The 22,930-nt window shown below is 67.4% G+C and carries 22 protein-coding genes and 1 pseudogene; 11 read left to right on the plus strand and 12 right to left on the minus strand.

Annotated features, from left to right (window positions below; genetic code table 11):
* Positions 1–24: 24 nt before the first annotated feature.
* Both ACZYVJ_RS08370 and ACZYVJ_RS08375 read right to left on the minus strand, forming a co-directional pair.
* On the minus strand, positions 25–3,720 hold the full coding sequence (locus ACZYVJ_RS08370; RefSeq protein ID WP_463830577.1) for a nitrate reductase subunit alpha: 3,696 nt from the start codon (positions 3,718–3,720) through the stop codon (positions 25–27).
* 459 nt (positions 3,721–4,179) lie between these two features.
* Entirely contained in the window at positions 4,180–4,572 is a 393-nt protein-coding gene (locus ACZYVJ_RS08375) for a (deoxy)nucleoside triphosphate pyrophosphohydrolase (RefSeq protein WP_463830578.1), read from the minus strand.
* A gap of 213 nt (positions 4,573–4,785) precedes the next feature.
* On the opposite strand from ACZYVJ_RS08375, the gene ACZYVJ_RS08380 reads away from it, so the two are divergent.
* From ACZYVJ_RS08380 to ACZYVJ_RS08390, 3 genes and pseudogenes are all read left to right on the plus strand, one after another.
* The gene (locus tag ACZYVJ_RS08380) at positions 4,786–5,559 is read left to right on the plus strand and encodes a cell division protein DivIVA (RefSeq protein WP_463830579.1); all 774 of its coding nucleotides are present in this window, start codon (positions 4,786–4,788) and stop codon (positions 5,557–5,559) included.
* A gap of 238 nt (positions 5,560–5,797) precedes the next feature.
* Positions 5,798–7,107, plus strand: a pseudogene (locus ACZYVJ_RS08385) (adenylate/guanylate cyclase domain-containing protein).
* Between the two features lie 165 nt (positions 7,108–7,272).
* Positions 7,273–7,557, plus strand: coding sequence for a 4a-hydroxytetrahydrobiopterin dehydratase (locus ACZYVJ_RS08390; RefSeq protein WP_463830580.1), 285 nt, complete (start codon positions 7,273–7,275; stop codon positions 7,555–7,557).
* On the opposite strand, the gene ACZYVJ_RS08395 is transcribed toward ACZYVJ_RS08390, so the two are convergent.
* Positions 7,554–8,843: a mannosyltransferase gene (locus tag ACZYVJ_RS08395; protein WP_463830581.1), complete on the minus strand. Its 1,290-nt coding sequence runs from the start codon at positions 8,841–8,843 to the stop codon at positions 7,554–7,556. The genes ACZYVJ_RS08390 and ACZYVJ_RS08395 overlap by 4 nt on opposite strands.
* Before the next feature lie 151 nt (positions 8,844–8,994).
* Here ACZYVJ_RS08395 and ACZYVJ_RS08400 point away from each other — a divergent pair, with 151 nt between their 5' ends.
* Together ACZYVJ_RS08400 and ACZYVJ_RS08405 are read left to right on the plus strand one after the other, a co-directional pair.
* Complete coding sequence (locus ACZYVJ_RS08400; RefSeq protein ID WP_463830582.1) at positions 8,995–9,756, plus strand: hypothetical protein; 762 nt, start codon at positions 8,995–8,997, stop codon at positions 9,754–9,756.
* 20 nt (positions 9,757–9,776) lie between these two features.
* Positions 9,777–10,985, plus strand: coding sequence for an Rv1157c family protein (locus tag ACZYVJ_RS08405; RefSeq protein ID WP_463832903.1), 1,209 nt, complete (start codon positions 9,777–9,779; stop codon positions 10,983–10,985).
* 81 nt (positions 10,986–11,066) lie between these two features.
* Here ACZYVJ_RS08405 and ACZYVJ_RS08410 read toward each other — a convergent pair whose 3' ends face one another.
* Complete coding sequence (locus tag ACZYVJ_RS08410; RefSeq protein WP_066951537.1) at positions 11,067–11,213, minus strand: DUF1059 domain-containing protein; 147 nt, start codon at positions 11,211–11,213, stop codon at positions 11,067–11,069.
* 28 nt (positions 11,214–11,241) lie between these two features.
* Positions 11,242–11,814 (minus strand): HhH-GPD-type base excision DNA repair protein, encoded by a 573-nt coding sequence (locus ACZYVJ_RS08415; RefSeq protein WP_463832905.1) that lies wholly within the window; start codon positions 11,812–11,814, stop codon positions 11,242–11,244.
* Between the two features lie 90 nt (positions 11,815–11,904).
* Here ACZYVJ_RS08415 and ACZYVJ_RS08420 point away from each other — a divergent pair, with 90 nt between their 5' ends.
* A complete protein-coding gene (locus ACZYVJ_RS08420) occupies positions 11,905–12,438 on the plus strand; it encodes a nuclear transport factor 2 family protein (RefSeq protein ID WP_463830583.1) in 534 nt (177 codons plus the stop codon).
* Positions 12,439–12,483: 45 nt separating this feature from the next.
* Here the strand turns inward: ACZYVJ_RS08420 and ACZYVJ_RS08425 are convergent, their stop codons facing one another.
* Both ACZYVJ_RS08425 and ACZYVJ_RS08430 read right to left on the minus strand, forming a co-directional pair.
* A complete protein-coding gene (locus ACZYVJ_RS08425; RefSeq protein ID WP_463830584.1) occupies positions 12,484–12,708 on the minus strand; it encodes a DUF5302 domain-containing protein in 225 nt (74 codons plus the stop codon).
* Between the two features lie 49 nt (positions 12,709–12,757).
* Entirely contained in the window at positions 12,758–13,201 is a 444-nt protein-coding gene (locus ACZYVJ_RS08430) for a PPOX class F420-dependent oxidoreductase (RefSeq protein WP_463830585.1), read from the minus strand.
* A gap of 75 nt (positions 13,202–13,276) precedes the next feature.
* Here ACZYVJ_RS08430 and ACZYVJ_RS08435 point away from each other — a divergent pair, with 75 nt between their 5' ends.
* Positions 13,277–13,798 (plus strand): DUF1697 domain-containing protein, encoded by a 522-nt coding sequence (locus ACZYVJ_RS08435; protein ID WP_463830586.1) that lies wholly within the window; start codon positions 13,277–13,279, stop codon positions 13,796–13,798.
* 57 nt (positions 13,799–13,855) lie between these two features.
* Here ACZYVJ_RS08435 and ACZYVJ_RS08440 read toward each other — a convergent pair whose 3' ends face one another.
* Positions 13,856–14,221, minus strand: coding sequence for a GntR family transcriptional regulator (locus ACZYVJ_RS08440; protein WP_463830587.1), 366 nt, complete (start codon positions 14,219–14,221; stop codon positions 13,856–13,858).
* 37 nt (positions 14,222–14,258) lie between these two features.
* Here ACZYVJ_RS08440 and ACZYVJ_RS08445 point away from each other — a divergent pair, with 37 nt between their 5' ends.
* On the plus strand, positions 14,259–14,972 hold the full coding sequence (locus tag ACZYVJ_RS08445; RefSeq protein WP_463830588.1) for an NAD-dependent deacylase: 714 nt from the start codon (positions 14,259–14,261) through the stop codon (positions 14,970–14,972).
* Positions 14,973–14,985: 13 nt separating this feature from the next.
* On the opposite strand, the gene ACZYVJ_RS08450 is transcribed toward ACZYVJ_RS08445, so the two are convergent.
* On the minus strand, positions 14,986–15,615 hold the full coding sequence (locus tag ACZYVJ_RS08450; RefSeq protein WP_463830589.1) for a class I SAM-dependent methyltransferase: 630 nt from the start codon (positions 15,613–15,615) through the stop codon (positions 14,986–14,988).
* A gap of 66 nt (positions 15,616–15,681) precedes the next feature.
* Positions 15,682–18,060, minus strand: a complete 2,379-nt coding sequence (locus tag ACZYVJ_RS08455; RefSeq protein ID WP_463830590.1) for an MMPL family transporter — start codon at positions 18,058–18,060, stop codon at positions 15,682–15,684.
* A 313-nt stretch (positions 18,061–18,373) separates the two neighbouring features.
* Here ACZYVJ_RS08455 and ACZYVJ_RS08460 point away from each other — a divergent pair, with 313 nt between their 5' ends.
* The gene (locus tag ACZYVJ_RS08460; protein WP_003878506.1) at positions 18,374–18,496 is read left to right on the plus strand and encodes a hypothetical protein; all 123 of its coding nucleotides are present in this window, start codon (positions 18,374–18,376) and stop codon (positions 18,494–18,496) included.
* 155 nt (positions 18,497–18,651) lie between these two features.
* On the opposite strand, the gene ACZYVJ_RS08465 is transcribed toward ACZYVJ_RS08460, so the two are convergent.
* Positions 18,652–19,416 (minus strand): 3-hydroxyacyl-CoA dehydrogenase, encoded by a 765-nt coding sequence (locus ACZYVJ_RS08465; protein ID WP_463830591.1) that lies wholly within the window; start codon positions 19,414–19,416, stop codon positions 18,652–18,654.
* Between the two features lie 48 nt (positions 19,417–19,464).
* Positions 19,465–20,556: a CaiB/BaiF CoA transferase family protein gene (locus tag ACZYVJ_RS08470; protein ID WP_463830592.1), complete on the minus strand. Its 1,092-nt coding sequence runs from the start codon at positions 20,554–20,556 to the stop codon at positions 19,465–19,467.
* Between the two features lie 119 nt (positions 20,557–20,675).
* Here ACZYVJ_RS08470 and ACZYVJ_RS08475 point away from each other — a divergent pair, with 119 nt between their 5' ends.
* Together ACZYVJ_RS08475 and ACZYVJ_RS08480 are read left to right on the plus strand one after the other, a co-directional pair.
* A complete protein-coding gene (locus ACZYVJ_RS08475) occupies positions 20,676–21,488 on the plus strand; it encodes an enoyl-CoA hydratase (protein ID WP_463830593.1) in 813 nt (270 codons plus the stop codon).
* A 95-nt stretch (positions 21,489–21,583) separates the two neighbouring features.
* On the plus strand, positions 21,584–22,924 hold the full coding sequence (locus tag ACZYVJ_RS08480; RefSeq protein WP_463830594.1) for a DUF2867 domain-containing protein: 1,341 nt from the start codon (positions 21,584–21,586) through the stop codon (positions 22,922–22,924).
* Positions 22,925–22,930 lie beyond the last annotated feature (6 nt).

Here is a 22,930-nt window from a genome sequence, read left to right on the forward strand (position 1 = left end):
CCTCCCGTGTCGTGTTGGTGCGCATCAGTACTGCACCTCCTGGCTGCGGCGGCGCACGACGGTTACCTCGTCGCGCTGGTTACCGGTCGGACCCAGGTAGTTGAACGCGAACGCGTGTTGCCCGCAGCCACCGGCCAGGTGGCTGGGCTTGATGCGCACCCGGGTCAGCGCGTTGTGATTACCGCCGCGCTTGTTGTTGATTTCGGAGCGCGGCGTGTCCACGGTCCGCTCCTGAACGTGGTAGACGAAGACCACACCGTCGGGCATCCGGTGGCTGACGATCGCCCGGCACACGTAGATGCCGTTGACGTTGACCGCCTCGACCCAATCATTATCGCGCACATTGATTTTCGCCGCGTCGCCCGGACTCATCCACATCGTCGGGCCGCCGCGGGACAGCGACAACATGTACAGGTTGTCCTGATAGGTGGAGTGGAATGACCACTTCGAGTGCGGCGTCAGGTATCGCACGGTGAGCCCGATGCCGTCCTCGCATGCGCCAAGCGTGGGCTGGCCGAACAGGCGGGCCATGTCCAGCGGCGGCCGGAACACCGGCAGATGCTCGCCGAGTTCCTCGATCCAGTCGTGCGCGAGGTAGAAATGCATCCGGCCGGTCAGGGTGTGGAACGGCTTGAGGTTCTCGATGTTGATGGTGAACGGCGCGTAGCGACGGCCACCAGTTTCGCTGCCCGACCATTCCGGGCTGGTGACCACGGGAACGGGCCGAGCCTGGGTGTCGGCGTAGCTGATGCGCTTGTCCTCGCTGCCCTCGGCCAGATGCACCAGCCGCTGACCGGTGCGCTTTTCCAGTTCGTGGAAGCCCTCGACCGCCAGCCGCCCGTTGGTGGTCCCGGACAGCAGCAGCAGCACGTCGGCCATCCGCGACGCGGTGGTGATGGCCGGACGGCCCGCCCCCACACCGGATTTCAGCACGCCGAACTTGGCGGCGAGCTCCTCGACCTCGCGGAACGGGTGCACCGTGACGCCTTTGGTGGTCAAGCCGAATTTGTCGACGAGCGGACCCAGGGTCAGCCACTTGTCGTAAATGGCGGTGTAGTCGCGCTCCACCACGGTGAGCTTGCCCATCGTCCGGCCGGGCACCGGCGTCGCACCGGTGTGCAGCCAATCCTGTTCGGTGCCATCGGGATAGGCCATCGCATCCGGAGTGTCGTGCTGCAGCGCGCTGAGCACCACATCGGTGCGGGTGCCCAAATGGTCCTTGGCCATGGCGCTGAAGGCGCGGGCGATCGCACCGAAAGCGTCGAAGTCCGAACGCGTTTCCCACGGCGGATCTGTCGCGGCGCTGAACGCATGCACGTACGGGTGCATGTCGGTGCTGGAGATGTCGGCCTTTTCATACCAAGTCGCCGCCGGCAGCACGATGTCGGACACCAGGGTGGTCGAGGTCATCCGGAAGTCGATCGACATCATCAGGTCGAGCTTGCCCTCGGGGATGTCGCCCTCGCACGTCACGCCGGTGGGCCGCACCCCGTCCTCGGGCGGCAGCGCCGACGCGTTGGAATCGGTGCCCAACAGGTGGCGCAGGAAGTATTCGCCGCCCTTGCCCGACGAGCCGATCAGGTTGGCGCGCCAAACGGTAAGCACCCGTGGCCAATTGACCGGGTTGTCCGGATCGGTCACGGCGAGCTTCAGCTTGCGCTGGCCGAGCTGTTCGGCGACATATTCGGCGACGTCGCGATCTGTGGCACGCGCCTCGTCGGCGACGTCCAGACTGGACCGGTCGAATTGGGGGTAAAACGGGCTCCACCCCATGGCCACCGATGACGCCAGCAGGTCCATGGTGTGCTTGCCCGCGAACCTGCCCCGGCCCACCGGGCTGGCCAGTTTGTCCGCGCCGTATCCGTCGTAGCGCCATTGGTCGGTGTGTGCGTACCAGTACGAGGCGCCGGGCACCTGCCGCGGTGGACGCACCCAGTCGGTTGCCATCGCCATCGTCTGGAATCCGGTGAGCGGGCGCACCTTTTCCTGGCCGACGTAGTGAGCCCAGCCGCCGCCGTTGCGGCCCATCGATCCGGTCAGCATCAGCAGCGCGAGCACCGCACGGTAGATCGCGTCGCTGTGGAACCAGTGACAGATGCCGCCACCCATGATGATCATGGAGCGGCCGCCCGATTCCTCGGCGCTGCGCGCGAATTCCCTTGCCACCCTGATGGCCTGGGCGGCCGACACGCCGGTGATCGGTTCCTGCCATGCCGGGGTGTTCTGCTGGGTGGCGTCGTCGTAGCCGGTGGGCCATTCGCCCGGCAAACCGGGCCGCGCCACACCGTATTGGGCGAGCATCAGGTCAAAGACGGTGCACACCAGGTGCTTACCGATGCGGCGTACCGGGACACCGCGCGCCACGGTCGTTCCCTCGCCGTTGACGGTGTCGAAGCTGGGCAGGTGGACGAGCGCGCTGGTGTCATCTCCTGACCCGTGCGCGTCTCGCACGCTGAGCGCCGGCATCAGGTCGCCGAGATCGAGATTCCATTTCCCGACGCCCGACTCGCCGTACCGGAATCCCAGCGAACCGAGCGGCACCACAACCGAATCGGTCGTCTCGTCCAGCACGGCGGGCTTGAGCGCCGCGTTCTCGACGGCCTCCCCCAGATCCGCCGCCGTGAGGTTCTTTCCCGGCACCAGCATGTCGCCGCGTTCTTCCAGCTTGATCAGGAACGGCAGGTCGGTGTAGCGGCGGGAGAAGTCGGTGAAAAACGGAACTTCCTTGCGCACATAGCATTCCGAGAGGATGACGTGGCCCATCGCCATGGCCAGCGCCCCGTCGGTGCCGGCCGCACAGGGCATCCACTCGTCGGCGAACTTGGTGTTGTCGGCGTAATCCGGGCTGACGGTCACCACCTTGGTGCCGCGGTAGCGCGCCTCGGCCATCCAGTGCGCGTCGGGCGTGCGGGTGATCGGGACGTTGGAGCCCCACATCATCAAATACGCTGCGTCCCACCAGTCCCCGGATTCGGGCACATCGGTCTGATCGCCGAAGACCTGCGGTGAGGCGACCGGCAGGTCGGCGTACCAGTCGTAGAACGACGTCATGGGGGCGCCGATCAGCTCGAAGAACCGCGAGCCCGCGGTGTAGGACACCATTGACATCGCTGGGATCGGGGAAAATCCGGCAACGCGATCCGGTCCGTAGGTCTTGATCGTGTGCACGTGGGCGGCGGCGATCAGCTCGGTGGCCTCGGCCCAGGTGACCCGGACCAGCCCGCCCTTCCCGCGCGCCTGCTGATAGCGGCGGCGACGCTCTGGATCGGACTGGATGTCGGCCCAGGCCAGCACCGGGTCGCCGAGCCGCGCCTTGGCCTCCCGGTACATCTCGACCAGCACGCCGCGGGCATACGGGTAGCGCACGCGGGTCGGTGAGTAGCTGTACCACGAAAACGACGCACCTCGGGGGCAGCCGCGCGGCTCGTACTCGGGCCGGTCCGGGCCCACCGACGGGTAGTCGGTCTGCTGGGTCTCCCAGGTGATGATCCCGTCTTTGACGTAGATCTTCCACGAGCACGATCCGGTGCAGTTCACCCCGTGGGTGGAGCGGACCACCTTGTCGTGGCTCCAGCGGTCGCGGTAGAACACGTCGGCTTCGCGGCCGCCCTCCCGCGTCACCGTGCGCAGGTCGGCCGAGATCTCGCCGGGCGTGAAGAACCGCCCGCTGCGCTCCAGGAGCTCCTCGAGCACTCCGCCAATGTGAGGTGTGACAGTCAAGAAGTACTCCTCCGATTCGGTAACGTCGCGCCTCGTCGCCGGGCCGTCCGTTCGACCCCAACTGCGTTGTGTTCGGCAATCAGCCCAATGATCCAGCCGCCCGCACCAGCTCGGATCGGCTCAGCGCCCGGCATGTCGGGCCCGCGGGCTGGGAGGCGATACAGCACCAGCGTAGGTCTGGGCCGAGGGCGAAATCAGGTCCGCCGCGCGTGGCCACATGTCGCAAAAAGTGGTCATGAGTATGGGTTTTTGTGCGCCTGGCAATGCGCCGGCCCGGCATCGAGGCCGCGACGGCAAGGGCTGAACAAGCATTCGACTCGCTATCCGCACGCGCATCCAGGGCAGATTTTTGTGGCGTCGTTGTACACGTCATATTGTTCTGTTCAGTTCACTGCGAAGACCTGCAACGCGGCTGTACATAAGCTGCCGGAAGTCTGTGGACTTGTTATGAGGCGCCCGTCAAAGCGCCCGGGTCAGGTCCCCTAACCAGCCACGATCGGCCGGCACCCAGTCGAGATCGTGCAGCTCAGCCGCCGTGATCCAGCGCAACGCCCGGTGATCGCGGGCGTCGGGCTCGCCGCGGATCAGGCGCACGCGGTAGGCCCGCAGCGTGAACCGGCCGTCCACCGCGACGTCGGCGCCCAGCCGCTCGCCCACCGCGACGTCACCGACCGCCAGGCCCAGCTCCTCGACCAGCTCACGGGCCAGCGCGTCACGCTCGGTTTCACCGGGCGCGACCTTGCCACCGGGCAGCTCCCAGCGGCCGGCGAGCTCGGGCGGACGAACGCGTTGCGCCACCAAGACCTTGGAGTCGCAGATCAGGGCACCCGCGACGACGATCTGGGTCGACATGGCCAGTGACGGTATACCGTCGGGCACCTCGGCTGGGCACGACGCCCTCGGCCGGCGAAGATCAAATTCCTCGAAATGGCGTCAAACCCCCGCGATATGGATCGAATTCCCATGCGGCACAACGGTTCTGTTCCGATTTGAGCACCGGCGTGGGATACTCGGCTCTAGCCGGTCAGTATCCCTAAATAGCACTTCCAGGAATGGGGGTTGGCAATGACCACCGAACCCGCAACGACGTTCGCCCGCACGTTCAGGGGCTATGACACGGCTGCGGTCGATGCCTATATCCAGGTGTTGCTCGCCAAGCAGAAGCTCCTAATCGACGAAGTCCAGAACCTCAGGGCCCAGCGAAACGAATCCGGCGATGAAGCGGTCGCGCTGCGGATCGAAGCCGCCTGCCTCAAGGATGAGATCGCCGTCCTCTCGGACACGTCGCCGTCGCCCTACGCGATGCAACATCGCATGGCGAAGTTGCTGCGGCGTGCGCTCGATGAGATCTCCCAGATGCAGTACGAGTCGCGCGCCGAGGTAGAAGCGCTGATTGCCGAGGCCGAGGCCGAGGCCGAGGCCGCCCACCAAGAGCACCGGGAGTTGCTGGCGGACATTGCCGCGCAGCGAAAGGCGCTGGAGGCAGAGTGTGCGGCAACCAGGAAAGAGCTGGACGCCGAACTCGCCAGGATGCGTGCTGAAGCCCAATCGTCGATCGATGATGCGTGGCAGGAAGCCCAGCATGAGCGCGACCGACTCCTCGCCGACGCAAAACAGAGAGCCCGTCAAACCGATGAGCAGGCCCACAGGGCGCTGGGTGAGGCGAACCAGCGACGGATCATGATCCTGGAAGAACTGATGGGCGTGGCCCGCGACCTCCAGCGGGTTCCGGCGATCCTCGAGACGGCGTACCAAGAACGAAACAACCCGCCGGAGGCAAACGTCGTGGTTCAGCTGGATCAAAAAAGTCAGACGCCGGGTCCCGCTGTTGCCTCGTAGTTGACCACCCTGTCGGGAAGGGTTCGCGTATTTCCTTCCCGCGGCATGGCCGGTGACGGTATACCGTCGGGGCATGGCTGTGTTATTTCCCGCCGAACGCTGTACGTGAGCTGGGGAAACACTGCTGGCGTTCTAACGCTGTAGCTTCTGTTGAACGTAAGTGATCGCCCGTTGCCTGTCGTGCCTGATCTGCGCGGGCATGTCCATTCCCGACCACTCCTCGGCTTACACTTCCGCAATGTTCTCGGAGACGCGCTACGCGATGAACGGGGACTTGCGCGTCGCCTATCGCGCGTCACCCAAGGGTCCTCGCGACATCGTGCTCATCCCGACCTGGTTCACCAACTGCGACATCCTTCCAGAGCAATCGTTCATTCAAGGCTGCGTCGAAGCGCTGACATCGCTCGGTCGACTGATCTTCTTCGACCAGCCAGGCATGGGAGCCTCCGATCCCACTACGTCGGGCGCGCCGGCAACCGTGGAGCAATGGGCCGACAGCATGACCGCGGTGCTCGACGACCTGGAGATGAGCGAAGTGGTCCTTCTCGCGGGCCCCGACAGCGGCGCTGTTCGCGGCAACATATCCGTCGCGTACAGCCGCGCTGGTGGTGCTGGAGGGCTATGCGGACCCGAGGGCTCAACGGACTGGCGGGCTCGCTCAGGAGGACGTCCTCGCTGCAATGGTGGGTGTGTGGGGTACCGGAGGGTCCCAACATGTCATGAACCCGGACATGCCTTGGAACGAGGAAATCCGGGCAGCGTCAGCCCGGATGGAACGCCTCTCAGCGAGCCCAGGAACCGTTGCCAGCATGATGGCGCTGATGGCCGAAATGGACGTGCGGGCGTTGCTTCCCACAGTCCGCGTCCCGACGCTCGCCCTGCATCACACCGACGACGCCGTAATCCCGCCGGAGTGGGGCAAGGAAGTCGCTGATCGGATACCGGGCGCGAGATACGTTGAGCTGCCAGGGCGCAACATGATGCACTTCGTAGAACCATGGCGCGATTCGTTTCAGGAGATCGCCCAGTTCCTCACCGGCCAGCAGGCCGATGTGGCCGACGACCGGGTTCTGGCTACGGTGATGTTCACCGACATCGTGGACTCGACGCGTCGCGCGGCGGAGATGGGCGACCGTGACTGGCATGCGTTGCTCGATGCGCACGATGCTGTGGTGCGGTCGCAACTCGTCCGGTTTCGGGGCCGCGAGGTGAACACATCCGGAGACGGCTTCCTCGCGATGTTCGACGGTCCTCAGCGAGCGATCCGCTGCGCCATGGCGATCCGCGACGCCGTGCAGGCACTTGGCATACAGGTGCGTGCTGGGTTGCACATCGGGTGAGTGCGAGGTCCGCGGCGATGACATCGGCGGGATCGGCGTGCACATCGGAGCGCGAGTTAGCGCATTGGCAGGGCCGAACGACGTGCTCGTGTCGAGCACACTGCGCGACCTGGTGATCGGGTCAGGACTCGAATTCGAGGAACGTGGGACACACCAACTCAAGGGCGTGCCAGGCGAATGGCACCTATTCGCGGTCGCCTCTACCTAGACCAAACTGACGGTCCGTTACAACGTCGGCGTCCAAGTACATGAGACGTCCACTTGAAGCAGATTGACGAAGAAACTTTCGAGGAATGACCCAGTGCCATCGGAAAATGCTTCGGTAAATCCGCGAGACGTTATCGTCCCCATCTTCGCGGTGGATACTTACGGTATGGCTGTGTTAACGGATGAGCAAGTAGACGCCGCACTGCCCGATCTCAACGGATGGGAGCGCGCCGACGGCGCCCTGCGCCGCTCGATCAAATTTCCGAGTTTTCTCGCCGGCATCGATGCCGTACGCCGGGTGGGCGAGCACGCGGAGAGCAAGGACCATCACCCGGACATCGATATTCGTTGGCGGACAGTGACTTTCGTCCTCGTCACGCACTCCGAGGGAGGCATCACCAATAACGACATCGACATGGCCCGCGACATCAACGGCATCGTCGACAACTAGGCGGCGGCCGGGCCCTTCTCCGCGGTCTCCCGGCTGCCGCTAGCCGCGATCCAGCTCAACGTCGCCACCGCCGCCACGATGTAGATCAGCCCGGCCCACGCCAGGTACCAAGGCCGGCTTATCTGCCAGATGGTCGGTTGGGCGAAGCTCAGCAACCACGGCACGCCGATCACGGTGAGTGCCAGCCAGCCCCAGCCCACGATGCGCGCTCCGCGCAGCTCGCGCACCGGACCATGGATCGCCCAGATCATCAGCGGCACCAGCCACACCCAGTGGTGGGTCCACGAAATCGGCGAGAGCAGCAGCCCGAACAGCTCCACCACCAGGAGCCTGCCCAACCGATCGGCGGAGTCCAGCGCGCGCCAGGCCAGCACGGCCAGCACCGCGGTGACGGCGACGGCGGCCACCAGCAACGGGCCGAATCCCACGTCGTGGCCCAGGATCCGCGAAATGCCGCCGCGCCAGGACTGATTGAACGAGGTGGCGATGGGGCCGATCCGATGGGCATCGCCCAGCAGGTCGGTGAAGTAGAAGCGTGTCTGATCGCCGACTACCAAGACCGAAATCCCAATGGTGGCAACGAAAACGACCGCCGAGAACACCGCGGCTCCCCACCGGCGGGCGCCGGCCAGATAGACGCCGGAGATCGCGGGGGTCAACTTGATGCCGGCCGCCACGCCCACCAGTAGCCCCGACAGCCACCACCGGGTGGTGTAGACCGCCCACAGCACCGCGGTCATCAGCAACACGTTGACCTGTCCGTAGTCGAACGTGCTGCGCAGCGGCTCGATCCAGATGGCGACCGCCGTCCATAACATCGCGACACGCCGGCCGTCGGCCCCGGCGGCCACGCCCATCAGGCGCTGGCTGAGCCGGACCGCGCCGTACAGAGCGGCCATGGTTGCGATCTGCCAGAGGAACGCAACGAGGCCGAACGCCAACAGGTGCAGTGGGTAGAAGACGACGGCCGCGAAGGGCGGGTAGGTGAACGGCAGCGGGAAGTCCGGCGTCTGGTCGGCGTAGACGTAGCTGTACAAGGTGCCGGGGTGGTCGATCGCGGCCGACCCGCCGAGGTACACGTGCAGGTCGACGAAGTTCGCGCCGTTGGGAGCCAGATACGTCCACGCCAGCCGCGCAGCGATGCTTGCGATGAGCAGCATCGGCGCGGCCGCCTGCAGGAGACTCGCCAACCGCTGGGGCTTGGGTGCCGCCGGAGCGGCCGAGGTGGTGTCTATCCGCCCGACTTTAGCGAGCGTGGTACGCGCCGCCGCGCCGTCGGTCCCCACTCAGCTTCGTGGAGGCCTCTTTTCACCCATTCGGTCACCCTTCTCACTCGTATCAGTAACGAGTTCATAAATGCCACACGTGTCACTTGAGTCTCATCTGCATCAAAGTAACTTCAGCGCCGAACCTGTAATCGATCAATCAGGGAGAGTCATGCCAACCATCTGGACTTACATGCGTGCAGCCGCCGTCGTGGTCGGTTCGTCCGCAGCGCTATTGACGGGCGGAATCGCCCACGCCGACCCCGTGCCGGCCCCCGCCATGCCGAACATTCCGCAGCAGCTGATCAGTTCGGCGGCCAACGCACCGCAAATCCTGCAGAACCTCGCGACCGCACTCGGCGCCACGCCGCCGGCGGCTCCGGCCACTCCGGGCATCAGCTTCCCGGGTGTTCCGGCGGCCACCGCTCCGGCAACCGCGGCGGCTCCGGCGGCGGGTCTTCCGTCGATTCCCGGACTGACCGCGCCGACAAGCCCCGCCGCCCAGGTGCCTTCTACGGCGGCCAACCCCTTCCTTCCGGGGCTGGCGCAGTCGGCAACCCCTGCCGCGCCGTCGACGGCGACCGGCGGTATTCCGGGAATGATCCAGGGCCTGACGGGTGCGCAGCCGGCGGCTGCGGGTCCCGCCGCCCCGTCGGCTCCGTCGATCCCGGGCCTGCCCGCGATCCCGGGTCTGTCTGCTCCGGCGGCACCGGCCACTCCGCCGGCTCCGCAGATTCCGCAGGCGCAGGTCAACATGCCTGCGATGCCGGCCGGCCTGCCGGTCAGTGTGCCTCCGAAAGTGCTGCTCCCGCAGGATCTGCCGGCGCTCGCTTCGGGTCAGGCTCCGGCCGCACCCGCAGCACCGGCGGCACCCGCGCCGGCGCCGGTCAGCCCCGCCGGACCGGTAGCGCCGCTGCTGGCCGCCCTGCCCTGATCAGTTTCGTAAACGGCTAAATCACCACCGAGAACCGGAGGACACGCACCGTGGCAACCACTTGGAATCTGTCCAAAGGTTTGGCCGCTGTCGTCACGGCATCGGCTGTCGCGTTCGGGCTCTGCCCGAGCGCGGCAGCCGACCCGGCGGCACCGCAGCCGGCACCGCAACCGAATGCGGCCCAAGGGCTGCCCGGTCTGCCTGCCTTGTCGCAGCTGAGCCCGCTCATCCAGCAAGCGGCCACCGACCCGCAGCAAGCGACACAGCTGCTGATGGCCGCAGCGCAAGCCTTCGCCCACAACCCGACCACGCCCAGCGAGTCGAAAAACGTTGCGGCCGCAGTCAATCAATTCGTCGCCGAGCCCGGCGCGCCGGCGCAACACGTGCCCGCGGCGGGGGTGGAGCCCGGTTTGCAGGCCCACCTGCCGGCCGGCATCAACCCGGCCCACGCGGCCGGCCCGGCCCCCGACGCGGCACCCGCCGCTCCGGCGCCCGCCGCGGCTCCAGCGCCCGAGGCACACCTGCCCGCCGCGGCTCCGGCGCCCGCTGCCGCGCCCGCCGCGGCTCCAGCGCCCGAGGCACACCTGCCGGCCGGCATCGACCCGGCCCACGCCGCCGGTCCCGCACCCGCCGCGGCACCCGCCGCACCGGGTCCCGCCCAACCAGCCAACGTGCCGGTCGCGGCGCCGGTCCCAGCGCCACCGGCCCCGGTCGCAGCGCCTCCGGCGGCCCCACCCACACCGGAAGCCGCCCCGGCGCCCGCACCGGCACCGGCCCCGGACGCCGCTCCCACGGCGGCGGCGCCGGGGTTCGGCCCTGACACGCCCCCCACCCAGGACTTCATGTACCCATCGATCGGCTCCAACTGCCTGGCGGACGGCACCAGCGCCATCGCCACCGCGCTGTCGGTGGCGGGGCCGGCCAAGATTCCCGCCCCCGGCCCGGGGCCCGGCCAGACCGCCTACGTGTTCACCGCGGTCGGCACGCCCGGACCCGCCGACGTGCAGAAGCTGCCGCTGAACGTCACCTGGGTGAACCTGACCACCGGAAAGTCGGGAACCGTCGCTCTCCAGCCGCGTCCGGACATCAACCCGGAGGGGCCGACGACGTTGAGCGCGATCGTCGACACCGGCTCGGGCAGCATCATGTCGACGATCTTCGGGCAGGTCACCACCAAGGAAAAGCAGTGCCAGTTCTTGCCCACCATCGGTTCGACGGTGGTGCCGTAACGGATCGGCGCCGCCACCGTCTCGTCGCCCTGAATGCGCGTGTCCCCGACCGGGGGGCACGCGCATTCGCGTCGAGCGGGGCTAGTACGCCATGAACAAGATGGCGTCCCGGTCGTACTCGAGGCCAGGATGATCGCTGGCGAGGTGAGCCTGGGTCAACTCGACCAGTTCGTCCTCGTCCTTGCCGACGATGGCTTCGCCGCACGGACACGTGATGTGTGTCTTCACGTTGTCGCCCTTCCCTTCTGTGGACCTGCTACTTCGCCGCTTTGGCTGCCGCTTTCATCTGCTTTTTGTAGGCGCGCACTTTCCCCATCGACTGGGCGTCGACGATGTCGGCGACGGATATGTGCGCGCCGGCCTTGCCGAAGTCTCCCGCCGCCGCACGCCAGCCTTTCGGGGTCACGCCGTACTGCTTGCCCAGCAGTGCCAAAAAGATCTGCGCCTTGACGTCGCCGAATCCGGGCAGCCCCTTGATCCGCCGCAGCAGCTCGTTGCCGTCGGGGTTGCCGGCGGTCCACAGTCCGGCGGCGTCACCGTCGTAGCGGTCCACGATGATCTGCGCCAGCGTTTGGATGCGCTTGGCCATCGACCCCGGAAAGCGGTGTATCGCAGGCCTTTGCGAGCATAATGCGGCGAACTTGTCGGGGTCGTAGTCCGCGATTTCGGCGGCATCGAGGCTGCCCATCCGGTCTGCGATCTTCTTCGGTCCGGCGAACGCCGTCTCGAAGGGGACCTGCTGATCCAGGACCATCCCGATGAGCAGCGCCAACGGATTCTCGTCCAGCAGGCTGTCGGCCTCAGGATCTTGGGCAAGGCAAATTTTCACCGTCAACGATCTTCCTTCCGCTGAACATCCTGGGACCGGGGACCCATAGGTCGCAAGACTACTCACCAGCAATGACCGCGTTATCGTGGCGTGGTGGTGGATGAGGGCAAGCTGGCACTGATGCTGGCGCGCGACGGGCTGCATCAGCTCGTCACCGCCTACTGCAGGGCCGTCGACCGCGCCGACTACGACACGCTGCGCGGCCTGTACCACCCCGAGGCGACCGATTCGCACGGCTCGTTCTCGACGGGCGGCGTCGAACAATTCATCGCGCAACTGCAAGGCGCCGAACCGTATGTGCGTGTCTCCCAACACAACATCACCACCACGAACTTCGTCGTCGACGGCGACACGGCGCGGGGGGAGATCTACTGCCTGGTGTTTCACACCTTCGCCGGCCCCGAGCACGACGTCGACGTCATCATCGGCGGGCGATACCTGGACAGCTACACCAAACACGACGACCGGTGGAAGTTCAGTCAACGCACCATCGTGGCGGACTGGGCATACCAGAACGACCCGTCCCGAGTGAACTTCGAACACCCCAGCACCAGGGGCAGCCTGCGCGGCCAACCCGGCCAAGCCGACCCTTCGATCGGCCTGTTCGCAGCCCCGGAGGACTGAGATCGGCGAAACATGCTGGCACACAGCATGTTTCGCCAGCAACCGTCAGCCGCTCTTGCGGCGGAACTCCCGGCGGTTTCCCACCGCGCCGTGCGCCCGCGATTGCTTGCCCGCGCCGTCCCTGTGGTCGGACCCGTTCGAGGATTTCGCCATCTTGCGGTCCAGGGCTTCGCGGAATTTGCGCTTGGTGTCGTCGTCCGACCCGGGCGATCCGGCGGCCCCCGAAGACTCCGACGACTTGGAACCCTGCCGGGCATTCGATTCAGCCATACGGGGCAGCCTAGCCCGGGCCTGCCGAACGGTTCGGTAGGCGGCGCGGCTACCGCATGCCGGGCGGCATGCCGTACAGGTGCGAGATCGGCAGCGTCAGCAGCACCCGCCGGTCGGTGACCATCGCCCGCCGGTATTCGTCCCAGTCCGGGTGTTCACCGGCGATGTTGCGATACAACGCAATCAGGGACTCCACGGTGTCGTCGTCGGGCGCGGCCGCGGGTGGCGTCAGCTCGGCGGTGCCCTCGGCGACGGCGTACGACCAGCCGTCGTCGGCGTCGACCAGGATCGAGGCCCGCGGATCCCGACGCAGGTTGCGGGTCTTGGCGCGCGGCTCGGTGATCGACACCTGGATACCCACGCTGCGCGGGTCGAAGTGATAGCTCACGTTGGAGAGCTGCGGCCGCCCGTCGCGCTTGATGGTGGCCAGCACCCCGAGGGAGTGTCCGCTGATCAAGGCCAGCAATTTGTCGTCGAAGACTTGGCGTCCCATGACGAAAGCGTACGTCGCGGACGGCCGGGGCGGGCCGGGGTGTTTTCTGCGCGGCCGACCTGGTGGAATCGGGACATGACCAAGTACGCGGCGTTTCTGCGTGGCGTCAACGTCGGGGGCGTCAACCTCAAGATGGCCGAGGTGGCTGCCGCGCTGACCGAGGCGGGATTCACCCAGGTCCGGACCATCCTGGCCACCGGCAACGTGCTGCTGGAGTCGACCGCCGTCGTGGCGTCGGTGCGCAAGAAGGCCGAAGCCACGTTGCGTGACCGGTTCGGCTACGACGCGTGGGTGCTGGCCTATGACATCGACACGCTGCGCGCGGTGGTCGATGCCTACCCGTTCGAGCGCGAGGTCGACGGCTATCAGTCCTATGTCACGTTCGTCGCCGACGCGGCCGTGCTTGACGAGCTCGCCGCGCTGGGTAAGAAGGCCGGTCCCGACGAGAAGATCCGCCGCGGTGACGGGGTGATCTATTGGCAGGTCCCCAAGGGCGGCACGCTGGACAGCAGCATCGGCAAGACGATGGGTAAGCCGCGGTACAAGTCGTCGACCACGACGCGCAACCTGCGCACGCTGGACAAGGTGTTGCGCTGAGCCCGCGCTAGCAAAAAGCCGGTGCGGCAAGAAGTTTCGATGCTCGCCGAGCACGCGTCATTCGTCGGGCACCGCTTCGATGTAGCGCACCGCTTCGGCCTTGTCCAACCCGAGCCCGCGCGCAACCCGGACGTACTCGCGGGCAGCGGCCGCCATCGCGGCGTCGGTCGGGTCGTAGCGGGCGATGAAAGTGCCGAAGCGCCCGCGGGTTTCGATGATGGCGGAGCTTTCCAGCTCGCGGTAGGCGCGCGCGACGGTGTTGACGGCGACGCCGAGCTGGCCGGCCAGGTCCCGCACGGTCGGCAGGCGGGTGCCGGGCGGCAACGCGCCGTCCCGGACTCCTTCGATGACCTGCGTCCTGAGCTGGTCGAACAACGGTTTTCCCGCCTTCATGTCGACCTTCAACCAGTCACCCAGCTCCACCCATCCAGTATCCCCCACCCCCGGCTATCTTGGTGAGATGCGAGTAGCGGTGCTCAGCGGCGCGGGGATCTCCGCCGAAAGCGGTGTGCCGACCTTCCGCGACGACAAGAACGGATTGTGGGCCCGCTTCGACCCTTACGAGCTGTCCAGCACCCAGGGATGGCGCGACAACCCGCAGCGGGTCTGGGGTTGGTATCTGTGGCGCCACTATCTGGTCGCCGATGTCCAACCGAATGCGGGTCACCGCGCCATCGCCGCCTGGCAAGACGACGCCCAGGTCAGCGTCATCACCCAGAACGTCGACGACCTGCACGAGCGCGCGGGCAGCCGTTCGGTTCACCACCTGCACGGCAGCCTGTTCGAATTCCGTTGTGCGCGTTGTGGTATGGCCTATTCTGGGGAGCTGCCGGCGATGGCCGAGCCGGCGCTGGAGGTGCAACCGCCGGTCTGCCACTGCGGCGGCCTGATCCGACCCGACATCGTGTGGTTCGGTGAACAGTTACCCGACGAGCCGTGGCAGCGCGCCGTGGAGGCGACCGAGGCCGCCGACGTCATGGTGGTGGTCGGGACCTCGGCGATCGTCTATCCGGCGGCCGGGCTGGCTGAGCGGGCGCTGTCCCGCGGCACCGCCGTCATTGAGGTCAATCCAGAGGTCACTCCGTTGTCCAGCAGCGTGACGATCAGCATCCGTGAGACGGCAGGTCAGGCGCTGCCCGGGTTGTTGCAGCGGCTACCGGCCCTGCTGAGCTGATCGGGCCCGCCGGTCAGGGCCGGCGCGCGCGGCCGAGCAGTAACTCAGAGACCGGCATCGGCGCCCAGGCCGGCAACGTGAACTGCCGCCGCGACGTGTCGATTTCGAAGCCCGCCTCGGCGATCGAGCGCTCGGTGTCCCGGTGGGTGTGGCAGTTGCCGAACAGCCGCGGCCACACCGTCGCATCGACGAAACGCTGAAAGCGGCCCCGCGCACCGGCACTGGCGATGTGCTCAAGGTAGCGCAGCTCCCCGCCCGGCCGCAGCAATGTGTACAGGCGCCGCAACACGTCGCGGGGGTCGCGCACCGAGCACAACACCAGCGAGCACACCACCGCGTCGAACGGCTCCGCGCCGCTGAACGCTTCGGCCGTCTCGCCGGTGACGACCACGCGGAGGGGCACCGCCTCCGCCGCGGCACGGGCCTGCGCCGCCAGCCGCGGTTCGGGTTCCACCGCGATCACCTCGTCGACCGAGTCCGGATAGTGGGGGAAGTTCGTGCCGATTCCCGCGCCGACTTCCAGTACCCGACCGGACAGGCCGGCCAGGTTCTCCCGGCGCATTGCCCGGATCGCCTCGGCTTCGTGGGTGGCGACGACCGGCCAGACCCGCGCGAAGAAGGGGTTGTCGACCACCGTTGTCATACCTCTGTGAACCTTCCGACTCGCTTTGCGCCTCACAATAGGTTCCCGACGGCCAGACGGTCGGAGTTACCGCATATTGGGTACCGGCTCGGCGGCGACCCGGTCGGGGCGCTCGACGGGCTCTGCGGCCGGACCGGGGAGCTCGACGGGGTCCGAGGCCGGCTCGAGGTGGTCGACGGCTTCTCCGGCCGCGCCCTCGCTGATGCCGAAACGGTCGTGCAGCCACGCCAGGGGTTTGGGCGCCCACCAGTTCCACCGGCCCATCACGTGCATGAAGGCCGGCACGACCACCATCCGCACCAGGGTGGCGTCGGCGAACACGGCGAGGGTCAGGCCGAGGCCGAACATCCGCATGAACGAGACGTGGGCCGCGATCAGCGCGGCGAACGACATCGACATCACCAGCGCGGCCGCGGTGATCACCCGGCCGGTGCGGGCGACACCGAGCGCCACGCTCTCGTCGTTGGCGGCGTGGGCCTGCTTCGCCGTCGGCCTCGCCGGCCGGGCGGCACCGGACGCCAGCCAGTACTCCCGGATCCGGGAGAGCAGGAAGACCTCATAATCCATGGACAGCCCGAAGGCGATGCAGAACAGCAGCACCGGCATGTTGGCCACCAGCGTCCCGCTGGGCGTCGTCCCGAGCGCGCCCAGGTGTCCGTCCTGGAAGATCCACACCAGCGCGCCGAACGCCGCGGTCAGCGACAGGAAGTTGCAGGCGAGCGCCTTGGCGGGCAGCAGCACGCTGCCGGTGAGCAGGAACAGCAACACAAAGGTGATCGCCGCCATCAACCCGAGGACCAGCGGAAGCCGGTTGGTCACGGCGTCGACGCTGTCGCGGTTGACCTGCGCGACCCCGCCCATCTCGACGGACCGGCCCGCGGGCACGGGCACCTCGTGCAGCCGATTGAGCTGGGTGTCGTTCGCGGTGGAAAACAGGGGCGCCGCGCTGCTGACGGTCAGGAAGGCGCTGCCGTCATGCAACCCGGTGGGCCCGGCCGGCGGCCCCGCCCGGTTGCCGGCCGTGAAGGTGCCCCCGGGGGCCGCCACGGCCGTCACGTCGGCGACACGAGAGAGAGCCGCGGCGTAGCTGTCGAAGTCCGCCGGCCCCAGGCCGGTCGCGTCGGGGATGACGACCGGCACCGACGTTGCCGAGTCGTGCGCGAAATCGTTGCGCAGCTGGTCGCCCACCTGATGCGCCGACGCCGACCGCGGCAGCACCCGGTCGTCGGGGAAGCCCCACGTCACGCGCAGGAACGGATACCCGAGCAGCAGTAGCAGCGCGACGACGGTCAGGCCGATCGGCGCCCAGCGGCGCATCACGAACTTTGTCGACCGGTACCAGAACAGCTGCTCGACGGGTTTGTGCACCGGCTCGGGACGGCCCAGCATGCGACGCCCCAGCCGGCGTACGTTCAGGGCGTCCAGCCGGGGGCCCAGCAGCACGATCGCGGCCGGGGTGATCACGATCGAGGCGACCGCGACGAAGGCGACGGTCGCGACGCCGGCGTAGGCGAACGACTTAAGGAAGTACATAGGGAAGGCCACGGTCGCCGACATCGACAGCGCCACGGTGATCGCGGAGAACAGCACGGTTCGTCCGGAGGTGGCCATGGTCCGGATGAGCGCTTCGTCGCGGTCGTGGCCTTCGGCCAGCTCGTCGCGGTAGCGGCTGACGATCAGCAGGGTGTAGTCGATGGCCAGGGCCAGGCCCAGGGCGGTGCTCAGGTTGAGGGCGAAGATCGAGACTTCGGTGGTGAAGGTGATGAGGCGCAGCACCGTCATCGACCCGACCACGGCCAGCGCGCCAAGCGCCATCGGCAGCGCCGCGGCCAGCAGACCGCCGAACACCCAGATCAGCACCAAAAAGCTCAGCGGCAGCGCGATCATCTCCATCACCAGCAGGTCGGCCTGGTTCTGCGTGTTGATCTGCGCGTACTGCATCGCGGCGCCGCCGGCGCGGACGGTGACGCCGTCGCGGTCGTGGATGAACTGGTCCGCCAATGTCTGCGCATTGCTCTGGGCGTAGTTCTCGCCGCCCTTGAGGTTGACCACGACGAGCCCGGACTTGCCGTCGCGGCTCACCAAGTCGTCGGGCTGCCCCGGGGAGGCAGGAACAGGTCGAGTCCACGGCGAGGAGACGTTGTAGACCAGCGGGGACTTCTGCAGCTGGTCGACGAGGTCGTTGCCCACCTTGCGGGCCTGTTCGCTGTTGGCGCCGCCGGGGGCGGTAACCAGAATCAGCACCTGCTGGCCGCTCTGTCCGAATTTGTCACTCAACACGCTGATGGCGTGTGCCGACTCCGAGTCCGGGTCTTGGAAACCGCCCGGCGACAGGCTCTTGGCGACGGGGACGCCGAAGATGGCGGCGGCGATGAAAACCAGCACACCGATCGCGAGGATGCGGCGGGGCGCCCTGATGGCGACTCGGGCGATCTTTTGCAGCATTTCGAGCCCTTCCGCTGCCGGTGCCCCGTTGCGCTGGCCGCTGGCTTATCGGCGACAACGTAACAAACGCTAATTTGCACGCGTCAAACAGTGTTCTCCCTATCTAAAGACGGTGGCGACCGCCCGAAGCGTTCAACGCCGCGTTTAAACCGCGCCGACAGTAAGAGTCCGGCCAGAAAAATGTGCCGTAACTAAGCAGCTCACGGCCCAAATCGTGGCGCAGCCGCCGGTCAACCTACCCGCGGGTAAATTGCCAAGGTTTTCCGAATCGTGACTCAAAGATTCCTTAATGGTGGCCCATACGCTCAGTGTCATGTGGATCGACGACACAAGTGCCGACGTCATCAAGGTTGACTTCGAAGCCCTCTACCACGGCGACGTCCTGGTGGAAGGCGAGACCTCGGAGCAGTTCGACGAACTGCAAGCCGCGAGCTGAGGCCCATCATGAGCATGCTCGCACGCCTGTTGATGGCCGAACCCAACGTCAGTCGATGGTTCCGCAAGTAGCCATTGATCCTGGTTTTCACGAAAGCCCCCCGCGGACGCGGGGGGCTTTCGTTTTGTCGATGCTTTTCCGAGGGGCGTACGCCCCTAGCGGGGCGCCATGCGAATGGCGCCGTCCAGGCGGATGACCTCGCCGTTGAGCATCGGGTTCTCGACGATGTGAACGGCCAGGGCGCCGTACTCGTCGGGGTCGCCCAGCCGGGCCGGGTGCGGCACCTGCTTGCCCAGCGACGCCTGCGCCTCCTCGGGAAGCGAACCCAGCAGCGGCGTCTTGAACAGGCCCGGTGCGATGGTCACCACGCGGATGAGCTCGCGCGACAGGTCGCGCGCGATCGGCAGGGTCATGCCGACGACGCCGCCCTTGGATGCCGAGTAGGCGGCCTGGCCGATCTGTCCCTCGAACGCGGCGACCGAGGCGGTGTTGATGATGACGCCGCGCTCCGGGCTTGTCTCGGGGCCGACCGGCTCGCTCTTGGCGATGCGCTCGGCGGCCAGCCGCAGCACGTTGAAGGTGCCGATCAGGTTGACGCCGATGACCTTCTTGAAGCCGTCCAGCGGGAACGGGCCGTCCTTGGACAGCGTCTTGATGGCGTTGCCGATGCCGGCGCAGTTGACGTTGATGCGCAGCGTGCCCATCGACTCCGCGGCATCCAGCGCCTTGCCCACGGCAGCCTCATCGGTGACGTCGGCCTCGACGAAGCGGGCGCGATCGCCCAGTTCACGGACCGCTTCCTCGCCGCGCAGGTCGATGACCACCACCTGGGCGCCGCGGTCCAGCAGTCGCTTGGTGGTGGCCAGGCCCAGGCCTGACGCTCCCCCGGTGACGACGGCAACGGCGTCTTTGATCTCCATCCGAGTCCTTCCTGATTCGCTCGAGTCCAGCCAACTGGTTGGTTGGGACTATACCCAGTCCTTGAGTACCGCTTCGGCGTCGGCCACCGGCGCCGCGGGGCGCGGTGTCTCCGGCGCGGTGCGGGAGAACCGCGGCGCCGGCAGCGGCTGCAGGCCGCCGTCGACCTCGTAGAAGGTGTTCCGCTCGGTGATGTGCGGCTCGGTCTGCACCTCGCCGAACGCCAGGATCGGCGTCACGCACGCGTCGGAGTCGGCGAACACCTTGGCCCAGTGGTCGCGGTCCTGACTGCCGAACTTCTCGGTCAGGACCGCCCGCAGTTCGGGCCAGCGGCTGACGTCGTTCTGGCCGGGCAGGTCGGCGCCGTCCAGGCCGAGTCCGGTCAGCATGGCCGCGTAGAACTGCGGCTCGATGGCGCCGACCGCGACGTAGCGGCCGTCGGCGCATTCGTAGGTGTCGTAGTAGGGGGCGCCGCCGTCGAGCAGGTTGGTGCCGCGGGTGTCGGTCCACATGCCCGACGAACGCATCTGCCACATCATCTGGATCAGCACGCTGGAGCCGTCCACCATCGCGGCATCGACGACCTGCCCCTTGCCTGAGGTCTGCCGCTCCCATAGCGCGGACAGGATGCCGAGCAGCAGGAACATCGAGCCGCCGCCGAAGTCACCGACCAGGTTCAGCGGCGGGACCGGCCGCTCGTTCGCCCGGCCGATCGAGTGCAGGATGCCGTTCAGCGAGATGTAGTTGATGTCGTGACCCGCCTGCTGGCTGCGCGGGCCTGTCTGGCCCCAGCCGGTCATCCGGGCGTAGACCAGCCGGTCGTTGACCTTGGCGCAGTCCTCGGGGCCCAGGCCGAGCCGCTCGGTGACGCCGGGCCGGTAGCCCTCGATCAGCACGTCGGCCTTGGCGATCAGCTTGAGGACGAGGCCGCGGCCCTCGTCGGACTTCAGGTCGGCGGTCACCACCCGCCGGTTGCGCATCATGGCGTCCTTGGCTGTGCCGCCCGAGCCCCCTGGGCTCGATGCCGGGCGATCGATGCGCACCACGTCGGCTCCCAGATCCCCCAGGATCATCGCCGCGTGTGGGCCGGGGCCGATGCCGGCTAGCTCGACAACACGCAGTCCCTTCAATGGTCCAGCCACGATGCACCGACCTTTCGTCTGCTCTGACGCCTTGACCGTTCGCAACCAAACAACCGGTCGTTCGACATCTTCGCAGCCGTGCCGGACGGTGGTGCACCCCGGTCACTTATGGTGAGCCCATGCCTTCATCCGCGATCGCCACCCTCTACCCAGTCGCAGGCCTGGACGTCACGCTGTCCGACGGCGTGTTGTCGGTGACCATCAACCGGCCGGACAGCCTGAATTCGCTGACCATTCCGGTGATCACCGGCATCGCGGACGCGATGGAGTACGCGGCCACCGACCCCGAGGTGAAGGTGGTGCGGCTCGGCGGCGCCGGACGCGGCTTCAGCTCCGGTGCGGGCATCAGCGCCGACGACGTCTCCGACGGCGGCGGCGTCCCGCCCGACGAGATCATCCTCGAGATCAACCGGCTGGTGCGCGCGATCGCCGCGCTGCCGCACCCGGTGGTCGCCGTCGTTCAGGGCCCCGCGGCGGGCGTCGGCGTCTCCATCGCCCTGGCCTGTGACGTCGTATTGGCTTCGGAGAGCGCGTTTTTCATGCTCGCATTCACCAAGATCGGGTTGATGCCCGACGGCGGCGCGTCGGCGTTGGTGGCGGCCGCGGTCGGCCGGATCCGGGCCATGCAGATGGCGCTGCTTCCGGAACGGCTGACCGCCGCCGAGGCGTTGTCGTGGGGCCTGGTCACCGCCGTCTATCCGGCCGGCGATTTCGACGCCGAGGTCGATAAGGTGATCGCACGCTTGCTGGCCGGCCCGGCCGTGGCCTTCGCCCAGACCAAGCTGGCGATCAACGCGGCCACCCTGACCGAGTTGGACCCGGCCCTGCAGCGTGAGTTCGACGGACAGTCCGTGTTGCTGAAATCCCCCGACTTCGTCGAGGGCGCAACGGCCTTTCAGCAGCGGCGTGCCGCCAACTTCACCGACCGCTGAAAGTCGTGGCGCTGATCGGCAGCAACGCTTAACCGCTTGTTTATGAGGTAATCCTCCCCGTCAGACCCCTTTGGCTGACGAACGACGGAGGATCGATGCCCGAACAGGTGCGGTGCCTGGTCACCGGAGCGACCGGCTACATCGGCGGGCGCCTGGTGCCCCGGCTGCTGGAGGAAGGCCACCGCGTTCGGTCGTTGGCGCGCAACCCCGACAAGCTCGCGCAGGTGCCGTGGCGGCACCAGGCGGAGGTGGCGCGCGGTGACCTCGGTGACGTCGATTCACTGATCGCCGCGTTCGAAGGCGTCGACGTGGTCTACTACCTCGTCCACTCGATGGGCACCTCGAAGGACTTCGCCGCCGAGGAAACGCGCGCCGTCCGCAACGTCGTCACGGCCGCCCGGAGCGCCGGGGTGCGGCGGGTCGTGTACTTGAGTGGGCTGCATCCCGAAAACCGCGATCTCTCACCGCATCTCGCGTCGCGCAAGGCCGTCGGCGACGCGCTGATCGAATCCGGCATCGAGACGGTGGTGTTGCAGGCCGGGGTGGTCGTCGGCTCGGGGTCGGCGTCGTTCGAGATGATCCGCCACCTCACCGACCGGTTGCCGGTCATGACCACGCCGAAATGGGTGCACAACAAGATCCAGCCGATCGCGGTGCGCGACGTGCTCTACTACCTGGCCGCGGCCGCGACGGCCCCGGTCCCGGCGTCGCGCACCTGGGATATCGGCGGGCCCGACGTGCTGGAATACGGCGACATGATGCGGGTCTACGCCGAGGTCGCGGGGTTGGGCAATCGCTACCTCATCGTGCTGCCGTTCCTTACTCCGACGATCGCCAGCCTCTGGGTCGGGACCGTGACGCCGATTCCGCCCGGCCTGGCGCGGCCACTCGTCGAATCGCTGGAATGCGATGCGGTGATGCGTAATTCGGACATCGACGGCATCATCGCGCCGCCACCGGGCGGGCTGACGGGTTACCGGCGCGCAGTCGAACTCGCGCTCGAACGCGCTGCGCGGGGTGTCCCCGAACCCATGTGGTCATCGCCGCGGTCCGAGCCGGCCGGGGCGCTGCCCACCGACCCGACCTGGGCGGGCGAGATCGTCTACACCGATGTGCGCACGGCCGAAACCGCCGTCGAACCCGAGAGCGTCTGGACGGCCGCGGAGAACGCGGTGAACTCGCGGACAACCGACTGGAAGGTCGAGGAGCGCGCGCCGGGAACCCTGTTGCGGCTGCGTTCCACCAAGCGGGCCCCGGGACGGGAGTGGCTCGAGATTGCCGTCACGCGGCAAGGCGATCGCGGGAGCCGGTATACCCAGCGGTCGGTCTTTCTGCCGAGGGGCATTCCGGGGCGGGTGTACTGGTTCTTCGTTCGCCCAGTCCGCACCGCCGCGATGCGTGCGCTCGCGCGTGAGGTCGTCGGTTCGGCCCGATAGCCGGCG

This window comes from Mycobacterium sp. IDUB_3, from assembly GCF_055419585.1.